This window comes from Streptomyces sp. NBC_00647, assembly GCF_045207245.1.
Lineage (GTDB): Bacteria > Actinomycetota > Actinomycetes > Streptomycetales > Streptomycetaceae > Streptomyces.
The window spans coordinates 9,079,697-9,100,982 of the sequence record NZ_CP109040.1; the positions used below are offsets into that span (position 1 = coordinate 9,079,697).

Genomic DNA, 21,286 nt, shown 5'->3' on the forward strand with positions numbered 1-21,286 from the left:
GCCCTGCGGCGTTGGCCTCGATCACGATTTCTCCGCCCAGGTCGCGTACCTCGATGCGTGCGTCTTCCTCCCACGTGAAGACTCTGGTGATTCCATCGGTCACCGTATTGACGTGAGTGGTCATTGACGGAGCGATATGGGGTTCAGGCGCCATGCCCAAGCATCCCATCCCTCATCCAGGCCGGCGCCGTCCAGGGCGAGGCCATCACCGCAGGCGCACTCTTTCCAACTGCGTTGGTGGAGTGCTGGGCTGCGCGCCGGGTGTTCAGTCACGTGCCTGAGCGGTTGGCCGGCGCACCGGAATGGGTTCCTGGTGTTGCTTGAACGTCCGTGCGCGGCACTGAACGAGCGAGAGGGTGAGACGGCGGTGCACGCGTCTAGTACTCCAGCAGCACTTTGACGTTTTCCCTGTTCAGGGGTGGTTTCGGTGAGTGTAGTGGGCTGATTGCCGGCCTGTGTTCTCTTTCCCGGGCCGCCCCTCGATCGTGTGCAGCCGCCGTCGGTAGTGGCAACGTCGGGCGACGGCTTGGCGTCGTCTGCGCCAGTGTGACCATCTCAGTGCGCGTGCGTTGATGAGGGGCTGGTGAGCCGTGGGTGAGTGGACAGTTGCCAGGAGCCGCCGAACTTCTGCCACGGTGAGGGGCGCAAGGCAGGAACCGTTTCTGCTGCCCCTTTTGCCGCGGCGTCGGCGGCCATGACGGCTAGGAAGGCATGCGCCAGCATGGCCAGGGTGACGTGCCGCATCCAGCCCGTGTAGCGGCGGACTTCGTACTGATCCAGGCCACATTCGTTCTTCGCGGCCTGGAAGGCTTCCTCGATGGCCCAGCGCATCCCGGCGACACGGACCAGGGTCTCGATCGTGGTGCCGAGCGGTGCATGGGCGAGGTAGTAGGCGATCTCGTCGGGCTTGTTGATGCTGCGGCGTGCCAGTGCCCACCGCTGGTGGGTGGGCATGTCGCCGTCGAAGTCCTCGATGGACGTGATCTGCAGGGCGGCCCAGTGGTAGAGGCGCGGGCCCTTCGCGCCGTCACCGCACGAACGTCTCTCCCATGCCCCGCCCGGTGCCTGGGAGAAGAGGTGATCGATGCGTCCGAAGTGCGGCACCTGCTGGGACTTCGGGACAACCAGGACGTATCCGATGGCGGTCTCTTCCAGCAGGCGGCGGAAGCGCCACTCCTGGCCGTAGGCGGAATCGGCGGTCACCCAGGCGATCGGCAGCGGAGAGGCGATTGCCCGCAGCACCATGGCCTTGGCCAGGTCAGGCTTGGTGGCGAAGGTGCGCTCGTCAGGAATGTGGGCGGCGCGGCAGCGGTCGCGGTCGTCGGTCCAGGACTTGGGCAGATACAACTCCCGGTCCACCAGGGCGCGTCCGCGTGTGGTGGCGTAGGCGGCGAACACGCCGATCTGGCAGTTTTCGGTGCGGCCGGCGGTGCCCGAGTACTGCCGTTGCACGCCGGCCGAAGTGGTGCCCTTCTTCAGGAAGCCGGTGTCGTCGAGGACGAGGATGCCGTCGGGCTCGCCGAGTCGTTCGGCCACGTAGTGCTGGAGGTCGTCGCGGAGCTCGTCGGCGTTCCAGCGGGCGCCGTTGAGGAGCCGCTGCAGGCGGTCAGGGGTTCGGTGTCCAGCGTATTCGGCCAGTTGCCACCCGTTCTTTCGGCCGACCGGGCCCAGCAATCCACGGATGTAGTCACGCATCCTGCGACGCGGCTCGACGCGCTTGAAGCGGTGCCCGGTACGCAGGAACAGTTCCTCGAGCTCGTCGTTCCAGATCTCAACTGCACGCTCGTCGATCACGCCCGAAGGCTGCCCAGAGCGTTGCCACTACCGACGGCGGCTGCACACGATCGAGGGGCGGCCCGGGAAAGAGAACACAGGCCGGCAATCAGCCCACTACACTCACCGAAACCACCCCTGAACAGGGAAAACGTCAAAGTGCTGCTGGAGTACTAGTACTCCAGCCGTAGATCGTGACTTGGCGCAAGGTGGCGCCGGTCTGTGGGGCTCGGTCTGACGGCGGTGGCGGGCTACCGAAGTCCGGGCTCGTGCCCAATACGATCTGGCAAGATCCGCTTGTGAGCCAATCCATAGTGACTTTGCGCAAGCTCGCGCTCAACGACTGGCAAGCAGTGCACTCCTGGGCCAGCCTTGACGAGGCTTGTCGCTACCAGTCTTGGGGGCCGAACACCGAGGACCAGACGCGCGCGTTCGTGCAAACCGCCGTCGAAGCCTGGTCGCACGCCCATCAGCAGAGATTCGTCTACATTGCTCGCTTCGAGAACGAACTCGTCGGCATGGGTGAGCTGCACATTCGTAGCCGTCGCCATCGTCAGGGCGAAATCGCCTACATCGTGCACCCGAGGGCCTGGGGGCGTGGCGTGGGCACGGCGATCGGACAAGAGCTTCTGTCGCGCGGGTTCGGGGAATTGGGACTTCACCGGATCTACGCGACCTGTGACCCCCGCAATCTCGCGTCGTCTCGGTTGTTGGGCAAGCTCGGCATGACGTACGAGGGGCGGCATCGGCACACCGCGTTGATCCGGGACGGCTGGCGGGACTCCGAGATATTCAGCATCCTCGAAGCGGAATGGCGGCCGAGCCCCAGCGATAGATTGTGATCTTGCTGGTGGGGGCCTGTTCGGGCAAGGGCGCGGCCACTGTTAAATCATCGGCGTGTGAAGACAAACGATCATGCGGTGGCCGCAGGTCACAGCGTAGACCCTGCCCGCTGGCAGGAGGCATTCGAGGGTCTGATGGACCGGATATCGGGACGGTTCGCGCGGGTCGAACCCCGACGTCATGTCCGGCAGTTGGCGCTCGGCCTGCTGTCGGACCTGCCCCGCAAGAACTGCTTTCCGGTGCCTCGGTAGCCACCGTCCGCAATGATCGTGGTCCTACCGACTGCGGCCTTGGCTCCCGACAGCTCCCAAGCCTTGCAGTCGTTCCGGTTGCCGGGCAACGGGCGCCCGACGGCGACGGCGACGGCGACGGCGACGGCGAGCCGGGCATCGGCGTCGATGACGACCTGGTGATTGGTGGAGTACCGGTAGCTTTTCGACTGCTCGGCGATGCTGTGGTCGCGGGTGGGTACCAGCGTGCCGTCCACGATCAGGACAGTGCCCTTGCGGAACCGTTTACGAGGCTGGAGCGCAAACGCGGGCCCAAGGTGGTCGATGATGCGGTCGGCGGCCGACTTCGAGACCCCGAACAGTGGGGCGGGCTGCCGCAAGGTCAGATTCGTCCGCCAGTACGCGACGACGAGGAGAACCCGGTCCTCCAACGGCAGGCTCCACGGTCGTCCCCTGCGGATCGCATCCGCTCCTTCGCGGCGCAGCACGCTGACCAGCTTCCCGAACTGCTGCGGGCTCAGCCCGGTGAACGGGGCTATCAAGGAAGGTTCCGACGCCGTAATCACACCAGACACCGCGAGATCTTTTCACGGGCCGCAGTGCTGGCCGTGGGTAGTCAGGAGGGGTATCGATGCGGTTCCACAGCCTTGAGCAGGCACGCGCGGTCGTCTGCGCTGATCAGTCCGTCCGGAAGAGCCTCGTCCTCCAACAACGCGCGCAACGCAGAAGCATGTGCGGCGAAGGCGGCCCTGCCCCCTTCGCGTTCCGGGTGATCGCAGTCGTTCCCGAGTAGCAGCACCTGGCGTTCGTTGGCCGAGTCAACGGGCGAAGACAGCTCCGCGGCAACGACCAAGAGGTCGACCAGGCCGGGCCGCACCGCGATGTCAGGGACAGCTACCAGGCCGATCAGGAAGGGCAGGGCCGCCGGCATCGCGGTGCTCGTATGAAAGACGCTGTTCATCAAGACATTGCCCAGCACGCGCAGGGCCTCGGGCCGGCTACCTCATCCAGGAGACCGCGGAGCAGGACCGGGATCCCGGCAGGGCACCCGGGAATCTGCGACCAGTCGACATCGGCGCAGCCCAGCAGCGCGGGGTGGTCGCATGCAGCTCGCTCTATCTGTGGATATTCGCGAAGAAACCGAGCGACGGCAGCCTCTTTGCCCGCCGCATCCATCACACACATATCTCTGCCCAGCCCCTGCCCCTGCTCCCCCGACATCGCCCCGAACGGTGTCCGCAGGACGGACTCTTCCCGGGGCAGGCGTCGAACGCAAGCACCAAGTTCAGCAGCTGACACCTCCCACCCTGGGGGTAGTGGCGTACCAGCCCGGCACCGGATAACGGGACAGCCCTTAAACAACCTCTCAGGGACAAAGCGCTTTTTTAGGGCGTGTTGCGAAAGTCGTTTGGTCCGCTTGTCGGACACCCCTACCCTCTGGCCCATGATCCAGACGAGGAATGGCGAGTTGCGTGGCTATCAAGTGGGACCAGTGCGCGCCGAGCTTCGTGCACTCACGGTAAGTGACGACCGTGAAGGTATGCTCGAAGGGACGCCACAGCTACACCGTCGCTTTCGTCTGATGGGCATCGAGAAGGCGATGGCGGCGACGCCGCATTTGTATGTGCATGATCTCGACAAGCTCCGAGCCGATACGGAGGGGCGAGTCGAGGAGTGGCTGCCGCGAGAAGCGGTTCATGCTCGACTGACGTCTTGGTGGCAGCCCGAGGACATTGCGGAGCCTGGGCATACGGTGCTCTCCGTGATGTGGTTCCAAACGTCTGCGCAGGATCCCTTCGCTCGCCTGGCCACGATCGTGCGTCCCCTGGACTGGACTGCGCTTGCCGAGTTTGTCCCCTTTGAGGACTAGGGTCTGGCGTGAAAGTGCTGGTCACAGCCGTTCGTTGATGGCTGCGACCGGCACGGTCGCTTCGTAGCGGACGGCGAGTTTGTCGTACCTGGTGGCGACGGGCCGGTGGCGCTTGAGGCGATTGATCCCGCACTCGACGACATGCCGGTGGTTGTAGTCGTCCTTGTATCAGTGATCTTGAGTTGAACTTGCTTTGGGGCGCCCGGCTCTGATCCCGGGTGGACGCAGGTTCGAATCCTGCCCTCGTCGCCGCTTCACTGGCCGTCGCTTTTGTCGGCCCGGCTTGCGGTCGGTGATGTGGCCGAACCAGTTTTTGTTCCTATTGTTCATGCTCTCTTGTGCCGGCGGCAGGCGGAATCTCTTGGCCGTTTGGAGATGCCGCCTTCAGGAGTTCGTCACCTCTGGAGTCGATGAATCGGGTGAATACTTGCTGCGAGTATCCGAAGATCGCTGCGAAAGCAAAGATCTCCCATGTCGTGGTGACGTGGAATCCTGGTGTCGCAAACAGTAGAAGCAGCCCGAGAACTGCCGTTATTCCGCCTAGGGACACCTTCAGTATCGCCTGGCCGACGTGGACCATGTAGGGGTCTTCGACTCGCTGTACCCTCGCCAACGAATATACTGCCGATACCGCTGCCCCGGCCGCTCCGACGAGTTCGATCAGCAGAATGTCACTGTGGTTCGGTTTATTACCCAGGGGGCATACCAGCTTGGTCCCAAGGTCGCTGCATGCGAGGCTGGACCCCCAGTGTGCGTTCAAGACTCCGAGCAGTACCGTCAGGGCGATGAGAACGACAGCCGCCACAAGAAGAATATTGTTGAACGTCCGAAGACGGCCACGGGTGAAGCCATTCGCGATATATGCCCCGCGTAGCGCACTCTCTATTCTCTGACGGTCGACTGGGGTAATTCCTCCCCCGTCCTGTTCCTTGAAGGAGTCGAGCCACTTACGTCGCTGATCTTGGGGTTTCAAGTGGCTTTGGACGGTTTGTCTGATTCTGGGAAGTTCACCGCAGAGCATTTCGTCCGTCAGGAGGCGAACTAGCAGTGCATCGGCCGCCTGCATTCGGGAGATCGCGATATCAGCATAGCCTGCGTATTCCCAGGGTATGCATCTTGATTGTGCTGCCTGTTTTGACTGCGCCGCATTGAGCAACACCCCGTTGTAGGCAACGCGAAATTCCTCTGGCCCGGCGCTCCACTCTCCGGATTCTGGATCGACCGTACAGTCACGCTTTATTGCCGCTATCCTGGCTGTGCATTCCATCCAGTCGGTGCGGGTTTCGCAGCTGACCCGCCAGCGGGACTTCGCGACGGTGTGGGATATTGATCCCTCGTCAGTCTTGGCTCGACTCATGAGGTTCCCTCTTCTCCCCGAGGAGCGAGCACACCGGCGCCGGTCTGTGCCTGGGGTCCTTGGGCGCAGCGACTTCGCCCCTTCCGCTGTTGCGAGCCACTCGAAGTGACCAGCCCCTCGCTGCCCATTCTTGGGTCGTCCAAGTGGCCCACTGGTATTGGAAGTTGACAGCAAAACCGCTGATGCGCCGGCCCGCTCAGCCCCGCTGCGGCGTCGCGGCGGTGACGAGGGCGCCGGCCGCGGTGCGTCGCCCAGGCTCGATCTGATGCTTGAACGCCTCCAGGGCGACAGTGCTGTTGGCCGGGAAGACCGCCATCTTCCCGAGGCTCTGGGCCTCGACGAGGGTTTCGCCCGCAGGGCTCCCCTCGGGCGCATGCATCAGGCGTACGTGTCCGTCGCCCGATCCGCGCCGGTCCACCGGGGCCACGGCGCCGTGGGTTCCGTCGGGCAGAGTCACCCACAGCTCGAAGTCGTCGTACCGGACGAAGTCGGCGCCCTTGACGGGCCACGGGTAGTGGTGTTCCCCGGGCACCTTAGGCAGGACGCCCTGGTGGTTGCCGTGGCCCATCGGTACGCACGCGTTGAACAGGGAGTCGGTCCACTGCTCGACGCCGTCGGCGTCCGTGATCGGGGTGCGCAGCAGCCTCTCGGCGTCCCTGTAACCCAGTTGCGCCAGGGCGGGCAGGGTGTCCGGGAAGGCACCGACAAGCTCGGCGGCCTCCCGTCGCAGCCGGTCCACCTTCGCCGGGTCGGCACAGAACTGCATGCTCCACTCGATGCCGACCCGTGCACGGTACATCCGCCAACCGCCGGCCCCCTTGACCCACAGACTGCCGCCGTGGTGCATCTCCCAGTGTTCGGCGCCGGGGGGCTGGGGCCCGTAGGGGAGGTCGTCCTCGCTCATCTCGTCGAGGATCTTGTGCGCGACCTTTTTTGCGGCCCGAAAGAACGTCGACTCAAACCGCGGGGGATGATCGACCAGCTGTATCTTCCAGGGGTGGTTCTCCGATTCCGTGCCGCCGAGTGTCAGTGCTGCCGGGGGTCCAGAATCGGTTGCCGAAGCTGAAGCGGTGTCCGTCATGGTCGGCCTCCTCGCGCCGGTGACGCGGACTTGCGCCAGACCGCAGTGCTTGTGCCTTTGCCTCCATCGTGCGCCCGGAGTCAAGGCCGGCGCCAGTCGGCGGGCAGCTGTCCCTTCTCTTGAAGTCCCGCCGCACGTCCGTCACTTGGCGTGTCACAGCCGTGGTGCTGGTGCGTCGTGGATTCATTGAAGGACGGGAGGACGGGAGGACGGGAGGGTGGGAGGACGGGAGGACGGGAGTGGGCTGTGCTCGCTCGGCCCGGCTGAATGCGGACCAGGGGCGCATGGGATTGGTCAATGGATTCGAGGAAGGGTTCCGGGGCCTTGCTTGGAGTGGGTACCGCGAACGACATTCCTGGGAGCTCGATGATGACCACGCCTCAGTTCGCGAACTCAGAGCTCTGGTGGGCGAGCGTAAGCGCACGATGCGGGCTTCCGGCAGGCTCGAGGGCCAGACGATTCTGGGTGCGGCCGAGGAAGAGCTCGAGCGCGCGGAGAACATCGTGACGTTCGACGAGCATCGCCGGGCGCCGTTCGGGTCTCATGTCACCGCGGCGCAGGTTCACTTGAACACCGCACGCCCACTCTGATTGAGGTCGTTCCTCTCCTCTCCCGACGAAGTGACTCCCTGTCTTCCGGGGCACCGTCCTTCGGCAGGGCCTGCACCCCGCGCCGGATCGGCAAGGGCCCGCTCGGCCGACGAGGAGGCCGACGGCCGATCAGTCGACCAGAACGGCGGGCACGTGGAGCTTGTCCCAGGACTTCCTGCCCGGAATGCCGTCTGCGTCCGAGCCGGAGAGTCCCAGTTTGCGCTGCCACTTGGAGTACGAGGCCTTGTCGGCGTCGCTCCACTGGTAGTCGGGCTCGCCGGGGTAGGCCGAGCAATGCTCCTCGATGAGGCGGTAGCCCATGGCCTCGATGATCGGGCTGACCGTGTCCGGAACAAAGAAGTGCGTACCGGGGAAGGGCTCGTACCCGCTTGACGACTCAGGTGCGGAGACGCGGACTCGCTGTCCTACCCGAATCATGTTCGGATCGGTGATTTCCGGATTCCAGTCCAGAAGCTGGTTAAGCGTCAGACCGTGTTTGGCGGCAATCTTGGTCAGGTTGTCGCCCTGCTTCACGACGTAGAACTGCGTTGTTGTTTCACTCATATGGCTTACTCTAGTAGGCCTTTGATGATATGCAAGCGCGAAGTCATTTGCTATTCAGCTATTTACGCGTCAACTGCTTGGGTAATGGTGTGGCCACATGCCGAGTTGCACAGTGCCGGCCCCGTATCAGTGCTTGTCTCGCGGAGCGGCGAGCGGTCGTCCCGCGGATCGCTGACGCCCCGTTCTCTGTTCTGGAACGTTCTTGGCTCAAGCCCCTCGCGTGGAAGCGGATTTCCTCCGCGGTTCGCACAGCTGTGAGGCCCCATGAGGCCCGGGCGAGGTTCGCCGGATCAAGATCTGCGCGGTGAACGATCTGATCTTCTCCGGAGGCCGCCAGGCCGTCCGGTTCAAGCGTCGCCTTGGGGTAAGGGGTCGTCGACTCCGTTGGACAGGTGTACCTGGGCAGATGCACGATGGTGATCAGGTGGGCTCGGCGTGGAGACCGTTCCGCCCGAAACGCGTGCCCAGCGGCAGAGGAGGCACCCATGGCCTTCGATATCTCGTTCGATCCTACGTTCAAGCACACGCCCTGGATCGACGCCGTGGACCGGGTCGCGGCCGGCGGTGACAACGGATTCAACATCCGCTTCCAGCACCTGGAAGCGGATCTGGGCACGGTCGGCAGTCGCTTCACCGCGGTCAGCGAGGCGCTGAACTCGCTCGCGACGACCGCGGAAGTGGCGCGCAGTGTCAACATCGCGGCTGTGCTGAGTACGGTGGGCACCGCGGGATGGGAGATTTCGCAGGCGGGTGAGGCGAGCAAGCCGTCCGATGCCGAAGAGGCCCAAGGTGCTGTCGCCGTCCTGTTGCCGGCCAGTGGTGTGATCACCGGTTTCAGGGCGTTCGGCACATGCAGCGGGACGGGCAAGTTGAAGGTCGACCTGGTCCGACGCAAGCTCACGGGGGGTGCTGAGAAGAATGTCGTCCAGATCGTCGCCCAGCCCGACCAGGTGTTCCCACCGGAAAGAACCCCCGCCCCCGCCGACGCGTTGATCGATCCCGAGGCGTCCTACTTCATCCACGCCCACACCGACGGCGCGGCCATGGAGGACACCATGGTGCTCACCGGCTTTCAGGTGAGGTACAAGGAGACGCACTGAGCGTCGTCAACGGCCTGGCGGTTTCGTTGCACGGCCCGGATCCGTGTCCACGGTGCGGGGCCGCCGGTAGCGGCGGTACGTGCGTGAAATGTCCCGCGCAAGGAAGGGCTGCTCCACCCCGTCATCGGTGAACTGCACGTGGTTGCGACGCAGTTCAGTCGTGTTGATCTCGATGCCCAGAGGACAGAGGTTCTCGAGCACGTTCATCACGTAGCCGTACTGGTCCCGGTCGAGGACGGTGCCTTCGGGCAATTCCACTCGCACCTCGTACGGATCGGCCAGCCCCCGGCGGGCATGGCCCAGACAGACCATCAGAGCCAGTCCTTCCCTGGCCGCCGTGACACCGATCCGGCCGCCGCTGGAATTCACCAGCGACAGTGGAAGGGTGCCCGGCGCGGACGGCTCGGGCACCTCCGTGGTGAACCACCTGAACTCCGCGGGGGGTCTCTCACCGTATTTGGGAGGCCTGCCGGGCAGAAGACAGACCGCGGCCAGCAGAAGCAGCCGGTTCCCGTCCGCGTCCCAGACCCCGTGCACGCTGTAGAAGCCGCTCTCCAGCAGCGACTCGACGCGTGCCGCAACGGCGGTCCGCAGGGCGTCCCCGCTGCCCAGTGCGGTGAGCTGCGCGGCGGTGAAGGGATACGCCACGACCTGATCGATCACGACAACCTTGCGCACCTCGTCGGTGAACGCAGCTCCGGCTTCGGCCAGCAGGTCCCCGGCGACGAGGGACGCGACTTGGTCCGGCGGTGTGACGGTCACCCGTACGGCCACGTTCTTCAGGACGGCGTCGAGGCCGTCGCCGGTCAAGGGCGTCGGGGCGGAGCCCAGCCCCTTCGTGACGAATCGGTCCTCGGCCAGGCGGACCGCCTCGGCTGCCAGGACATGCAGACCGTTCGAGGCGGCGTCCGCACTGTGGCGGGCCTGGAAGACGGCCGTCGCGCCAGGTGCCAGGGTCGCCGGAGCGTCGATGGTCAGCCCGGACATCGGCAGGCCGGAGACGAAGAAGGTGCTGGAGGTGAGCGCGTGAACCGTGCGCAGGCCGCACGGCTCCACCAGCCACCTGCCCACCGGGTCCTTGGAGTGGGGCAGGGGGACGAGCATGCGCGCCAGGCTCGCCATGTCGCCTGTGCCGGCGGCCAGTTGGTGGACGGCCTCGGCCATGGCCGCCAGCCGCTGCCGGCTGAACCGGTCGATGGTCGCTCCGAGGCCGAGTTCGTGCAGCGGGTCGGACTCCTCGACATGGGTCCGGCGCAGGGTGATGGTGTCGGTGTCTCCCAGCGCGCGCATCAGCCGGACCAGGCGCGCCAGGGCGATGGCGAGCGAGGGTGCCAGGTGGCTCACCGCCGGCGGGCCCGCCGGCCTGCTCACCTGGGTGGTCAGCTCCTGCCGGGCGTCCTCGAGCTGCTGTCGGCGTTCGGCCGGCATCAGAGGTGGCACGGGTTTGTCCAGGTCGAGCAGGTAAAGGGTGCGAAGTACGGAGTGGAACCTGGTGAGCCGGGCAGCACCGGCGGCTCCGACGGCAACCAGCCGGGTGGACAGGGCCAGCGGATTCTGTTGCTCCAGCACGCGAAATCTCGCGGAGATCCCGAATCGGGAGGGCAGGCCTGCGTTGGGTGCGCCGTCCGCGCCGGGTCCGTTGAGCGCGTCCGCCAGACCTGCCGGAGTGGGAAGGCGCCATGACGTGAACATCGTCAGCCGGGCGCGGTAGGGGCCGTCGCCTTCGTCGGGCAGGCGGCGGACGCCGAGATCCCTGCCGAGCGAGTCGAGGGCTCCGGAGAAGGCGAGTTCGACGTGCCGGCAGGCGGAGATCTCCCGTGCCTGACGGATCATCCTCTGCTTCTCCATGGTGGCGAGGTAGGTGAGACGGGCGAGGACTCCTTCGAGCAGGACGCCCTCCACTAGCTCCGCGGCTTGGTCCTCGGGCAGCGCGGATCCCAGGACCTCCTCCGCGGGGATCGGGGCGTGACAGTCCGGGGCGGGGACGATGTGCACCTGCGCGGTGATCCGCAGCGTGTCGTCGGCCTCGTCCGCGGGACCCGGCCCGCCGGACGGGGTCGGGGGAAGGAACGCCGGCAGGAGTGTTCCCGCGCCGGAGAAGGGTGCGTAGACCACCGGGGGCAGTGGGTGCTCCCCTCCCGCTGTGCACCGTACGACCACGGCCTGGTCCGCCAGCGGCCGGCGCAGTCGCACCAGCAGGACGGGTTCGCGGAACGGTCCGGTGACGCTGAATGCGCCCTGGGACAGGGGCACGGTGCGCTGCCGTGCCGCGGCGGCGTAGACGGGTGGCAGCGCGGCGAGCGCGCTCTCCAGTCCGGAGGTGTTCAGGGGGCGGCTGTCCGGGGCGAGCGCGGTCATCGCAGCCCCCGAGCCGGTGTCGATGCCTTCAACTCAACCTCACACGATGACGATGTCTTCCAACGAGTCGACGAGCAGGGCGATTTCCGTGGGACTGATCTCGACGTCCTGCAAGGGCTCCAGCTCCTGGGCCTCCTGTGGCACCTCCGGCCCGTCGAGCGGTACGGACGGCAGCCGCCGGGGAAACCGGCGCAGTCTCAGGTCACGGGCGTCCACGACGCCGGGCTCCTCCATGACCGCCCACAGCACCTCGCTGTAGCGGACGGGTTCGCCGATCCCCAGGGTCAGCACCCGGCGCCGCACGCGGTCCAGGATCCGGCTCTTGAGGGCGATGGCCTCGGGAGAGACCTTGACCGCCTCGGGCAGGCCGACCGGAATGGGCAGGCCGTCCACCGAGATCTTGCAGTTGAGTCCGACGCTGACTTGCTGGGCCTGCTCGATCTTCGGTGCGATGCCGACGGGACGCACCTGATCGAGGGCTGCGGCGACCTGGTCGCGCAATTGGCCGGTGCCCTCCCAGATCGCGCCCTCGTCGGGTGCGACGAGCACGGTGAAGAAGGTGGGGTCGCCCAGGCTGCGCTCCTGCGAGAACAGCCGCTCCAGGAAGGAGAAGCTGCCGAAGATCGGCTGGTTGATGTCGAGACCGCCGAACAGGTCCTTCACCAGCACCTGACGTACGCCGGGGACCAGTGCGGCGGTGATCCGCATGGTTTCGGGCGACCAGACGTTGCGCGGATGGGCGAGCAGGAGGTCCCGGTAGCGGGAGTCGCTCCAGTACAGCTCGCCGCCGCCGGTGGCCGTGGTGTGCTCGATGGTCACGGCCTCGACACCGCCGGTCCGGGCGAGCCGGTGCACCGTACGGGGATCGGCCGGGTTGAACCGGCTGATCCTTCCCGGGGTGGTGCCGTCCTGGTCCACGTGGTGCGGGTCGGCGTTGAACTCCGGTCCCGGCGCGACGGCCTTCACCGCGACGGTGGCCTGCTGGCCGCTGTTGGTGAGGGTGGCGGACTCGTCGAGGAAATAGTCCTGGCCACCGGTGGTGAGCAGGCGGGTTCCGCGTTCGATCTCCACTTCGGGGACGTCGGGGGCCAGTGCGTCCGCGAGTTTGAGCGTGACCTTTCCGGTGGCGCGGTGGTGAGGCCTGGGCAGGCCCAGTTCGGCGCCCAGGCGGGAGAGGGCGTCGCCGACCGCGGTGCTCACGCGGGTGTCCTCGTAGGACAGTCCCAGATGGACCCACGTCCGCGCCTCCTCCAGGGCGATGATCTCCAGGATCTTGCGCAGGGTGCTGCCGGCCGTGAGGTCGACGTCGGAGCCGAACAGCACCTGAGCGGCGGCCTTCTTCTCGTCGAGGAGCCGGGCCAGCGGCTTGGGGACGAAGCCCTGGGGGGTGATGCCGAAGGCCTTGTCGGAGCCGCTGACGCGCGCCAGGTTCTCCAGGTCGGTTGCCTGATCGTCCTCAGCCATCGGCCGTGACCTCTCCGATCGTGCTCTGCAGAACGTTGCCGAGCACCGTGCGCAGGACGACGTCCACCTGCCAGCGCCGGCTGCCGGGGGGCGTTTCGGTGAGAGTGAGGTCGAGGACCTCGGCCACGCGGGAGTCCACCGCGACGGTACGCAGCACGGACAGCCTCAGCATCTCCAGGGCCATGGGCGGGGTGAGCCCCTGGGTGAGGACCTGGAGCCCGTCGAAGCCGAACCGCAGATGGAAAGGGTCGGTGCCGGGCGCGGTGAGCAGGGCGACAGCGAGGTCCTGGGCCAGGTTCTCACCGCCCTCGACGCGTGCGAGGTCCCGGCCGTCGGGGCCGTCGGCGAAGACGAGGTCGTGGCCGATGCCGTCGGGACTCGTGGGGCGCAGTGCGACGCCATGTCCGAGCCAGCGGCGCTCGACATCGGCGCCCACCTGTCCGCTGGGCATGGGGCCTGGCGGCATCAGACCACCTCCACGGTGCTCTTGGTACGAAGAGTGATCTTGTTGGCGGCCAGGGTGAGATCGGCGCCGGTGCTGATCTCGATGTTGCCGCAGGAGTCGATGGCGATCCTGGCTTGCGCGGTGGCGTGTTCGATGACCACCTGGTCGGAGGCGGCGTCGGTGGGCCGCTCGCCCACCTTCGTCATCAGGGCCTTGCCCACGCTGATCCGTAGACCGCGCACCTCGATCACGCGGTTGCCCCGTCCGTCGATGAGGTCGTGACTGGCCTCGTCCCGTGGGGCCGGCGCCGTTGCCGGATCCCCTCCCGAGCCCGCTTCGACGCCGGTTCCGGCCAGGTTCGTCGGCAGGCTCAGCCACCAGTCGCCCAGGTGGGACTCGGGGGCCTTGCCGTTCTCCCACAGGGCCCCGGTGACCACGGCGTTCTGCGGCTCCTCGCGGTAGTGCAGACTGACCACGCGCATGCCGGGGTAATGGGGCACGACCAGGCCCGTCCCACCGAAGGCGTACGGCGTGAGATAGGGCTTGCCGGCAAGCTGGGTGGGCGTTTTTGCGGGTTCGGCCTTTCCGGGCAGGTTGGGGGAGGGCGTGTCGGCCAGCCCTTCGTCGATGGACACGGTCTGGGCGGCCACGTCGTGCCCGTCGTGAAAGGTCTGGGCGACGTCCTGGCTGCGGACGAGCCCCACCTCGTGCGTGCGGCGGTCCAGGGCGGCGCGGCGGCGCTGCTCGGCCATGCTCGCCGCGAACTTGGCCGCCTCGTCGCAACTGCCCGATCTCGGTCCCACGGCCTGCCGGTCGTCACCGGTCCGTCGCTCGACGGTGAGCCGGGTGACGAATCCCTCGGCGGCGCTGAGCCGGTGGTGGACGCCGACGACTCCGTACTCCTCGGGATTGAGGAAGGGTGTGCCGACGCCCAGCCCGCGGGCCACGCCATTGACGGCGTCGCCGAGCGGACCGAGGGCCGAGTGGGCGAGCGTGCCGGTCGCCCCCGCCGGGGAGGGGACGGGGAGATCGGCGTTCACCATGTCACCGACACCGATGTCCGGACGTCCCAGCAGGGTGAGGTCGAACCGGCGTACCTCCGGCGCGTCGAACGGGGAGCCGAGGGACACGGCGTCCGGATCACGCTCGACCACCGGCCGACTCTCCACCAGGCCCGTGGCGGGTGTCAGTTCCCACGTCCGGCCGCCACCCACTGGTTTTGTCCACCGCCCCACGTGCAGCGTGCCCGCGCGCAGGAACATCGGCACCTCGGCGCGGGCATCGCCGTCATGGGTGAGGCGGGCGAGGTCCTTGAGCGCCTGTACGACGGATCCGTCGGCGCAGATGCCGGGGTTCTCGACCGGCGCGTCCTGTCCCTCGCCCAGGACCGGCACGCCCACCTTGGGGTCCTGCTGGCACAGCTTGCGCGCGTATTCGACGACGCTCGCGTGCGGCACTTGTGTGCCCGGCTGCGGGCGACAGCACTGCATGCGGTGGTAGGCCGCGTCGATGCCCTCGAACCGGGCGCGGTACGTGAATTCCGCGCGGGAGCGCTCGACGGCGAGCACACGGCCTGCGAGTACCTGGTTGAAGCCGTCGTTCTCGCCACCGCCTCCCGGCAGAGGGGCACCGATGGCGGCGAGGGCCGATGTGACGAACCCCCGCTTGAGGTCCCACCAGCCGAGCCGGATCTCCAGGTGCACATAGGGGCCGGCAGCGACGCGGTCGTAGTCACTGTCGCTCATCCCGTCCACGGTGACCGCGAAGGTCGCGCCGCGCAGGGTGTTGTCGGTGTCGACCCTGATCTCGGCCGGACAGTCGGTGTGCGTCAGCCGCAGAGGCTCGGACTTCGCGTCGGGAAAGCCCTTGCCGTCGTCCTTGCGGAACACCAGGGCCCAGCCGGCCTGGAATCCGACCACCGCCTCGGTCATCGGATCAGACAAGGAGGTCATGAACATTCCCTTCCCGTGGCACGGCGGGGCGCGGCGGCGGTCCGCCGGCTCCGGCTTCCCGGAAGCCCGCGACGATGCGGCTGCCGACGTCCCCTGGTTCCACCAGCGCGCCCGCTGTGAGGCGGAATTCGGTGACCAGGACCTCGATCACCAGACCGGCGGCCTGTGAGGTCCCGAACGCCATGGGACGGCCGACGACCACCGGAGCCGATCCGATCACCTGTCCACCGTCCAGAACGACGAGATAGGGGCGCACCCCTGCGGAACCCGCCGTGTCCGGCGGCCGCGCGGTCAGGCCGGCCCTGACCCCTTCCTCGCCGGAGGCGTCGCGCGGAGCCAGCTCCGCTGTCCCGTCGACCACCACACGGGTGCGGTCCAGGGTCAGTGTTCCGACGATGTCGCCGGTCATCGCAACGAGGACGACGGCGAGCGCACGGCCGTTCGCCGTCACCCGAACCTGCTGCGGCAGGCCGCGAGCGGGGTTGAACGGCAGTGGGCTGAAACCTGTCGGCAGGGCGCTCGTCACAGGAACTCCGTCGCGGTGGAGGCTGCCAGCATGCCGGCGTCGACGAGCAGGTCGACAGGTCCGGGAGGGGCCACGTGCTGGAGCCCGATGGTGACCTGGATGGTGTCGATCCGCTGCGTGGACGCCATGAACTGCAGCTCGGTCACATGCATGTTCATGCGGACGGACATCCGGGTGGCCAGAATGAGTCCGGAGACCTTGCCGCCGGTGAAGCGGCCGATGGCGCCCCCGCGTTTGGCGAAGCTTGCCATCAGCTCCAGTCCCTGTTTCCACGCGTGGCGCTGGGGTCCGATCAGCAGGGCAGACAGACTGGCGCTCTCGTCCGCGTTGCCGACCGCGGCCCGGAAGGAGGGGGTGCCGATGGGGGGCATGGTGTAGCGCTCGGTGAACGTGAGCTGTTGAACGGCGAACAGCGGGACGGCCAGCAGACCGTCCGTGAGGATCGCCGAGGGCAGACGCTGGAACTCGTCGAGTTTGGACGCGGACGTCATCGTTCGCTCACCACCTTGAACTGCAACTCCACACCGGGCTTGCGCAGTCTGGGGCCCAGGATCTCCTCGAACGCCGCCGCCAGATCAGGGGAGTTGGTCACCCACTGGACCCCCCGCAGCCCGTTGTCATGGGCGAAGGCCAACTGCCGTTCCAGTTCGGCCTCGAGGGTGATCCCCGTCTTCTCCTCGTACACGGCGATCCGTTCACGTGCCGACACCGGGGGAGGGGGCTTCATCTGCGTGGCGACGTCCGGTGTCTCGTGTGCCTCCCACGGCCGGTCGCGTCGGGGGAAGCCGCCCTGGACGTCGTCGGGCACCCGGCCCTTCTTCGGCGGGACCACGCGGCCCCTGAGGTGGCCGGACTCGGCGAGCGGCGTCTCGGAGTACTTGGCGTCGCGCACCCAGCCCTCCACGATGCCGTCGATCCCGATCGTGGTGAAGCCGCGGATGGGCTGCCGCAGGCGGCCGGTCCATTCGAAGGAGGATCCGGTCCATCTCTGCTGGAAGGCACCGGCCTTGACGTGAGGGCCGCCCCGGGGGACGGCCTTGCCCGGCGTGATGCGGTTGTGTGCGATCAGGATGGCGATGATCATGCGGTTCCGTTCCGCCAGGTCGCCCGACCCGCCGACGACGGCCCTCACGGCCTCGGCGACGGCGTTCCTGCCCTTGCCCCGGAACAAGGCCACCAGGGTCTTCGCCGCGTTGCTGACCCGAGTCGACTGGGTTCCGGCGTACTGCCTGGCGGTGTAGGGATCGTACGATCCCTTGCGCCCCTTGGGCACCGGGCGTACCGGGCGAGGTGGGTGGTTCTCCATCGCCTGCAGCAAGGAGCGTGCGGCGCCTTCGATGGCGGGATGGGCTCCGGGAGCCAGCCGGGGCGGGTTGATCAGCGGGAGCAGCCGTGCGACCTCCGCCGTCTTCGCGGGCAGTACCGGCGTGTGGGAGCGCGTCAGCCCCAGCTGCGTCTCCATCTGGTTGCGCAATCCGGTCTGCCAGTCGTGCTCGCCGTCGCCGATCGCCTCCCGCACGGTCTGCTGGAACGTCCTGAGGTTCTCGAACTCCTTGACCAGGGCGCGCATGTCGGCACCCTGTGCTTCCGGGCTGCGCCGGGCACGGCTGCCCTTGGTGCGCAGGACGTCGCGGTCTTCAAGGAGACGGACCAGCAGTTCCTGGAGCCGGTCCCGGGAGGTGTGCAGCCGGTTCTGGTGCACGCCCAGCGCTCTCAGCAGCAGCCATTCGACGAGTGAGTCGGCGGCCTTGGCCCCCTTCACGTCACCGTAGACGTGTTTCAGGACCTTCGTGATCGCGCGGACGGAGGGGTTCTTGCGGCTCCACGTACGCAACCCCTCGAGGGCTGCCGCGCGGTCGGCTGCGACGGTCATCGGTCGTTGCCCTCCTTGTGCGCAGGTGGTGGTGGCGGAGGCGGAGCGGCTGTGGCGGCGGGGGCGGGAGCGAGGGAGGGGGAGGAGGGGGCAGGTCCGGCGGCGGGCGGGGGCGCGGGAGCCGGTTCCTCGGCCGGCTCCAGGGTGCCGTGCAGCAGTCCCTGCTCCCGGCTCCAGTCCGTGATCACGGGGCCGAGCACTTTGGCCGTGAGCTCGTCCATCACCTCCATCACCGCGATCTGGGTGACGGCCTGCGCCAGGGCGTGCTTGAGCAGTTCTTCGGTGGTCTGTGCCACGATGTTCCGCCACACGGCGGTGGCGACATTGAGTCCCTGGGCGTGGGCCGCCTGACGGGCCGCCTTCACCGCCTGCGCCGCCCCGCCGACGATCTTGGCACTCATCGCCGTGTGCCCGAGATCGAAGAGCGCGAAGGCGAGCCCGACGGTGGCCATGAGCTGAGCGGCCTCGACTTCCTGCCACCGCACGAGCGCTTCCGGGTCCTCCAGGGAGCGGTACAGCTGTCCCTGCTCCTCCGCCTCCTCGTAGTCCCGGTACGCGAACGCGACACCGGCCGCGCCGGAGATCAGCCCCGCGGCGGTCGCCCCCAGCGGAGCGCACAACAGCGCGAGCACGACGACGCCCGCCGTGCCTGCCACCTTGAGGACCGAGTCGAGGTGCGCCTTCCGGCCGATCGCCAGGTTCACCCCGAGGGCGTACTCCGGGAGGCCCCCCACATACGGCTTGAGTTCCTCGTCGGCCATGCCGTGGATGCCCTTGAGGTCGTACTGGATGCCGCGGTGGTCCCTGCCTCCCGCGTTCGGGATCCAGTGCGAGGTCTCCAGGGCGAAGAACGCCCCGGCTGCCTCCTCCTCGGCCCTGCGGGTCATCTCGGTGTTGGCCGAGGCCATCCTGTCGAGCAGGGCCGTGAGGTAGGTCCGGACGTGCGAGGGGTCGGCGTGGGCCGACCTGAGCAGATCCTCGATGTCCCCGACCTGGAAGAAGAGCGGATCGACCTGGTTGACCAGGGCGCGCCGGGCGTTGATCCCCTCCTCCAACTGGCCGACCGTCCACGAGCGTCCGCCGTGCACGGCCACGTAGGCGGTCGCCCGGCGTTCGATCAGGGCGTCGTCGAGCCGGCTCAGGATCTGTGCGTCCACGGCCCCGATGGGTGCGGGGGCCTCGTAGGAGGAAGCGTGAGGGCCCCCGCGGTATTTCATCTCGCGTGCGGACAGGACGTGGCGCACGGTTCCCGTGACGGAGGTGCGTTCGGCATGGCGTACAGCCCTGCGCAGCACCAGCAGCTTGACGACGCTGCCGCCCAGCACGTCCAGGGCCTGGGTGAAATGCTGGAGCGTCTCCTCCTTGTGGCCTCCGCGGCGCTCCTCGATCGCCGTTCGCGAGGACCGCAGTTGCTGGAGCAGAAGGATCCGGCATGTCTCGGCATACATGTACATGCAACCGGTCGTCAGGTGCTGACGGACGTCCTTGAGGAACGCCAGTCCCCAGGACGCCGCCTGCGTCCCGGGCTGTCCGGCATAGGGCCGGAGCGCACCGGCGTTGGCCTGGTGCTCGTACGTCGCCGCCACATCGTTGGCGAGTTCCCGGACCAGGGCGGCGACCTCGCCGAGGACGCGCATGAACTTCAGCTCGGGGGCCTGGCCCGGGCGCAGGTCGAGGAAGCCGTTGTTGCCCTTGCCGTCGCCGCGCACGGTCACCTCGGTGGTGGCCGTGCTCTGGCGGGTGGCCAGTCCGACGCCGTGGGCGCGGGTCGCGATCAAGCGGGCGCAGTTCACGGTGAACATCCCCGGGTAGAGGCAGTCGTCGGGGACGTCCAGCAGACGTGAGATGCGGAGCATGCTCTCCTTCAGGCGGGTTCCGCCGTGGGGAAGCCTGAGCAGGGAGGGCTCGCCGGCGTAGGGGGCGCAGGTGAGCTCCTCGCCGTTGACGCCGGTCACGGGCCAGACGTTCCCCCGCCCCTTGCCCTTGGGGCGCCCGGGTGTTCCGCGTGCGGACTCCTCCTCCCCCGCGCCGGGGCGGGAAGCGAGGTCTTTGGGATCCTTGGCTTCTTTGGTGCCCTTGGTTCCTTTGCCGCCCTTGGCACCGGCCTGCCTCTTCGGGGCCTTCGGCGGAGTCGCCTTCGGGGCGGGCTTCGCGGGAGGCTTCGCGGGAGGTGGCGCTTCGCCCGCTCCGTGTTCGGTCTTGGGTTCCGCCGGGGCGGGCAACGCGGTCACGAAGCGGATGGGCGACTCGATGGTGCTCCTCATGAGCGCGAACAGCTTCTGATCGCCCGTCAGCCGGCAGATGACACGGGGCCCCTCCGCGCCGGAGAGCAGCTGTTCGGCATAACGACGACGAGCGAGCGGGTCACGCAACGGATGGGACGCCGGTTCGTGGCGCTCGTCCAGCAGCTCGTTGATCATGTTCTCGAGTTCGTCGACCGTGCCGGGCCGGTCGGTGCGTACGAGCTCCTGAAAGGTGCCGAGACCTCCGGCCGGCCTGTCGCGGTGGAACTGCGCGCGGCCGCCGGTCTTGCGCCACTTCAGGAGTTCGAGCGGGTGCCATTGAGGAACGAAGTCGCCTTCGAGGATCTGCCCGTCGGGCTGGATGCTGTCGACCTGGCTGAGCCAGGCCAGCGCCGCCACGGCCGGGCCGCCCTTAACGGAGATCAGGCCCGCGTATCCCGGATAGCCGAGACGGGCGGGGTCCCACTTCGCCCCGTAACGGGAGACGTGCGCGTCCCACGCCACGGTCAGGGCCTCGGCCCAGGTCAGAACCTGTCCGGCGGCGGGCCGACGGTAGGGGGCACGCTCGTCGCCCTTGCCGCTGTCCAGGAGCGGGACCGCCACCTCCTCGCCGCCGTGGTCGTAGGACGGGACCCGGTACACGCTGCCGCTCCCGTGCCCGCCCGCACGCGAGGCGTCGAAAGCCTCGTCCGCGCGGGCCTCGGTGCGCACCCCTGGCACGTCCCTGCGCTGCAGAAGGCCCGAGGTGGAGATGGCCTCCGCGAGCCCGCGTGCCACGGCCGCGCGGACTCCCTCGCGTACTCCTTCGGCCGGGGGCAGGCCGGTGAAGACCGGAGCCGGACGGTCGAGCACGATACGGCGCCCGTCCCCGCGCGGGTCGGTGACCTCGCGGCGCACGGTGAGCAGGGCGGTACGGCAGGCGTCACCGACCGTCTGCTCCAGCAGCACGAGCTCCTGGGCCGTGATCGGCTCCACCAGACGAACCTGGAGCGGGAGGTGCACGTGCAGGGCCACGCC

General features: G+C 67.7%; 17 protein-coding genes and 2 pseudogenes. 5 read left to right on the plus strand and 14 right to left on the minus strand.

The features are described 5' to 3' along the window. Positions 1 to 555 precede the first annotated feature (555 nt). Positions 556 to 1,791 carry an IS701 family transposase gene (locus OG788_RS39880; RefSeq protein ID WP_406376974.1) on the minus strand — a complete coding sequence of 412 codons (1,236 nt, stop codon included), beginning with the start codon at positions 1,789 to 1,791 and terminating at the stop codon, positions 556 to 558. Between the two features lie 251 nt (positions 1,792 to 2,042). Between OG788_RS39880 and OG788_RS39885 the strand changes: the two genes are divergently transcribed. Together OG788_RS39885 and OG788_RS39890 are read left to right on the plus strand one after the other, a co-directional pair. Continuing rightward, positions 2,043 to 2,615 carry a GNAT family N-acetyltransferase gene (locus OG788_RS39885; RefSeq protein ID WP_406375815.1) on the plus strand — a complete coding sequence of 191 codons (573 nt, stop codon included), beginning with the start codon at positions 2,043 to 2,045 and terminating at the stop codon, positions 2,613 to 2,615. A gap of 78 nt (positions 2,616 to 2,693) precedes the next feature. Then, positions 2,694 to 2,858: pseudogene (locus OG788_RS39890) on the plus strand (IS701 family transposase); the annotation flags it as partial. Here the strand turns inward: OG788_RS39890 and OG788_RS39895 are convergent. After that, positions 2,852 to 3,421, minus strand: a pseudogene (locus tag OG788_RS39895) (transposase family protein); the annotation flags it as partial. The pseudogenes OG788_RS39890 and OG788_RS39895 overlap by 7 nt on opposite strands. A gap of 41 nt (positions 3,422 to 3,462) precedes the next feature. Then, a complete protein-coding gene (locus OG788_RS39900; RefSeq protein ID WP_406375816.1) occupies positions 3,463 to 3,825 on the minus strand; it encodes a hypothetical protein in 363 nt (120 codons plus the stop codon). Between the two features lie 465 nt (positions 3,826 to 4,290). Here OG788_RS39900 and OG788_RS39905 point away from each other — a divergent pair, with 465 nt between their 5' ends. Next, entirely contained in the window at positions 4,291 to 4,716 is a 426-nt protein-coding gene (locus OG788_RS39905) for a hypothetical protein (protein WP_406375817.1), read from the plus strand. A 319-nt stretch (positions 4,717 to 5,035) separates the two neighbouring features. Here OG788_RS39905 and OG788_RS39910 read toward each other — a convergent pair whose 3' ends face one another. Together OG788_RS39910 and OG788_RS39915 are read right to left on the minus strand one after the other, a co-directional pair. Next, positions 5,036 to 6,073 carry a hypothetical protein gene (locus OG788_RS39910; protein WP_406375818.1) on the minus strand — a complete coding sequence of 346 codons (1,038 nt, stop codon included), beginning with the start codon at positions 6,071 to 6,073 and terminating at the stop codon, positions 5,036 to 5,038. 196 nt (positions 6,074 to 6,269) lie between these two features. Next, positions 6,270 to 7,154, minus strand: a complete 885-nt coding sequence (locus OG788_RS39915; RefSeq protein ID WP_406375819.1) for a DUF6424 family protein — start codon at positions 7,152 to 7,154, stop codon at positions 6,270 to 6,272. A gap of 284 nt (positions 7,155 to 7,438) precedes the next feature. On the opposite strand from OG788_RS39915, the gene OG788_RS39920 reads away from it, so the two are divergent. After that, positions 7,439 to 7,744, plus strand: coding sequence for a hypothetical protein (locus OG788_RS39920; protein WP_406375820.1), 306 nt, complete (start codon positions 7,439 to 7,441; stop codon positions 7,742 to 7,744). A gap of 129 nt (positions 7,745 to 7,873) precedes the next feature. Here the strand turns inward: OG788_RS39920 and OG788_RS39925 are convergent, their stop codons facing one another. Next, on the minus strand, positions 7,874 to 8,308 hold the full coding sequence (locus tag OG788_RS39925; RefSeq protein WP_406375821.1) for a peptidoglycan-binding protein: 435 nt from the start codon (positions 8,306 to 8,308) through the stop codon (positions 7,874 to 7,876). A 485-nt stretch (positions 8,309 to 8,793) separates the two neighbouring features. On the opposite strand from OG788_RS39925, the gene OG788_RS39930 reads away from it, so the two are divergent. Then, on the plus strand, positions 8,794 to 9,408 hold the full coding sequence (locus OG788_RS39930; RefSeq protein ID WP_406375822.1) for a hypothetical protein: 615 nt from the start codon (positions 8,794 to 8,796) through the stop codon (positions 9,406 to 9,408). A gap of 6 nt (positions 9,409 to 9,414) precedes the next feature. Here OG788_RS39930 and OG788_RS39935 read toward each other — a convergent pair whose 3' ends face one another. Genes OG788_RS39935 through OG788_RS39970 form a run of 8 tightly spaced genes read right to left on the minus strand, consistent with a single transcriptional unit; the run spans position 9,415 to position 21,283 of the window. Further along, complete coding sequence (locus OG788_RS39935; protein ID WP_406375823.1) at positions 9,415 to 11,766, minus strand: hypothetical protein; 2,352 nt, start codon at positions 11,764 to 11,766, stop codon at positions 9,415 to 9,417. A gap of 39 nt (positions 11,767 to 11,805) precedes the next feature. After that, the gene (locus OG788_RS39940; RefSeq protein ID WP_406375824.1) at positions 11,806 to 13,230 is read right to left on the minus strand and encodes a baseplate J/gp47 family protein; all 1,425 of its coding nucleotides are present in this window, start codon (positions 13,228 to 13,230) and stop codon (positions 11,806 to 11,808) included. Beyond that, positions 13,223 to 13,696, minus strand: a complete 474-nt coding sequence (locus tag OG788_RS39945; RefSeq protein ID WP_406375825.1) for a hypothetical protein — start codon at positions 13,694 to 13,696, stop codon at positions 13,223 to 13,225. Before OG788_RS39945 ends, OG788_RS39940 begins: the two co-directional genes overlap by 8 nt. Then, positions 13,696 to 15,627, minus strand: coding sequence for a hypothetical protein (locus OG788_RS39950; protein ID WP_406375826.1), 1,932 nt, complete (start codon positions 15,625 to 15,627; stop codon positions 13,696 to 13,698). Before OG788_RS39950 ends, OG788_RS39945 begins: the two co-directional genes overlap by 1 nt. After that, positions 15,611 to 16,153, minus strand: coding sequence for a hypothetical protein (locus OG788_RS39955; RefSeq protein WP_406375827.1), 543 nt, complete (start codon positions 16,151 to 16,153; stop codon positions 15,611 to 15,613). Before OG788_RS39955 ends, OG788_RS39950 begins: the two co-directional genes overlap by 17 nt. Beyond that, positions 16,150 to 16,644 carry a hypothetical protein gene (locus tag OG788_RS39960; RefSeq protein ID WP_406375828.1) on the minus strand — a complete coding sequence of 165 codons (495 nt, stop codon included), beginning with the start codon at positions 16,642 to 16,644 and terminating at the stop codon, positions 16,150 to 16,152. Before OG788_RS39960 ends, OG788_RS39955 begins: the two co-directional genes overlap by 4 nt. Then, positions 16,641 to 18,026 carry a hypothetical protein gene (locus OG788_RS39965; protein WP_406375829.1) on the minus strand — a complete coding sequence of 462 codons (1,386 nt, stop codon included), beginning with the start codon at positions 18,024 to 18,026 and terminating at the stop codon, positions 16,641 to 16,643. The genes OG788_RS39960 and OG788_RS39965 overlap by 4 nt, the downstream gene beginning before the upstream one ends. Further along, on the minus strand, positions 18,023 to 21,283 hold the full coding sequence (locus tag OG788_RS39970; RefSeq protein ID WP_406375830.1) for a hypothetical protein: 3,261 nt from the start codon (positions 21,281 to 21,283) through the stop codon (positions 18,023 to 18,025). Before OG788_RS39970 ends, OG788_RS39965 begins: the two co-directional genes overlap by 4 nt. Between the last annotated feature and the right edge of the window lie 3 nt (positions 21,284 to 21,286).

Bases quoted from the DNA above. Each gene is read 5' to 3' on its own strand.
- OG788_RS39945 (WP_406375825.1), bottom strand. From the start codon at position 13,696: ATGCCGCCAGGCCCCATGCCCAGCGGACAGGTGGGCGCCGATGTCGAG.
- OG788_RS39910 (WP_406375818.1), bottom strand. From the start codon at position 6,073: ATGAGTCGAGCCAAGACTGACGAGGGATCAATATCCCACACCGTCGCG.
- OG788_RS39960 (WP_406375828.1), bottom strand. From the start codon at position 16,644: ATGACGTCCGCGTCCAAACTCGACGAGTTCCAGCGTCTGCCCTCGGCG.
- OG788_RS39925 (WP_406375821.1), bottom strand. From the start codon at position 8,308: ATGAGTGAAACAACAACGCAGTTCTACGTCGTGAAGCAGGGCGACAAC.
- OG788_RS39920 (WP_406375820.1), top strand. From the start codon at position 7,439: ATGGGATTGGTCAATGGATTCGAGGAAGGGTTCCGGGGCCTTGCTTGG.
- OG788_RS39905 (WP_406375817.1), top strand. From the start codon at position 4,291: ATGATCCAGACGAGGAATGGCGAGTTGCGTGGCTATCAAGTGGGACCA.
- OG788_RS39915 (WP_406375819.1), bottom strand. From the start codon at position 7,154: ATGACGGACACCGCTTCAGCTTCGGCAACCGATTCTGGACCCCCGGCA.
- OG788_RS39935 (WP_406375823.1), bottom strand. From the start codon at position 11,766: ATGACCGCGCTCGCCCCGGACAGCCGCCCCCTGAACACCTCCGGACTG.
- OG788_RS39930 (WP_406375822.1), top strand. From the start codon at position 8,794: ATGGCCTTCGATATCTCGTTCGATCCTACGTTCAAGCACACGCCCTGG.
- OG788_RS39965 (WP_406375829.1), bottom strand. From the start codon at position 18,026: ATGACCGTCGCAGCCGACCGCGCGGCAGCCCTCGAGGGGTTGCGTACG.
- OG788_RS39940 (WP_406375824.1), bottom strand. From the start codon at position 13,230: ATGGCTGAGGACGATCAGGCAACCGACCTGGAGAACCTGGCGCGCGTC.
- OG788_RS39950 (WP_406375826.1), bottom strand. From the start codon at position 15,627: ATGACCTCCTTGTCTGATCCGATGACCGAGGCGGTGGTCGGATTCCAG.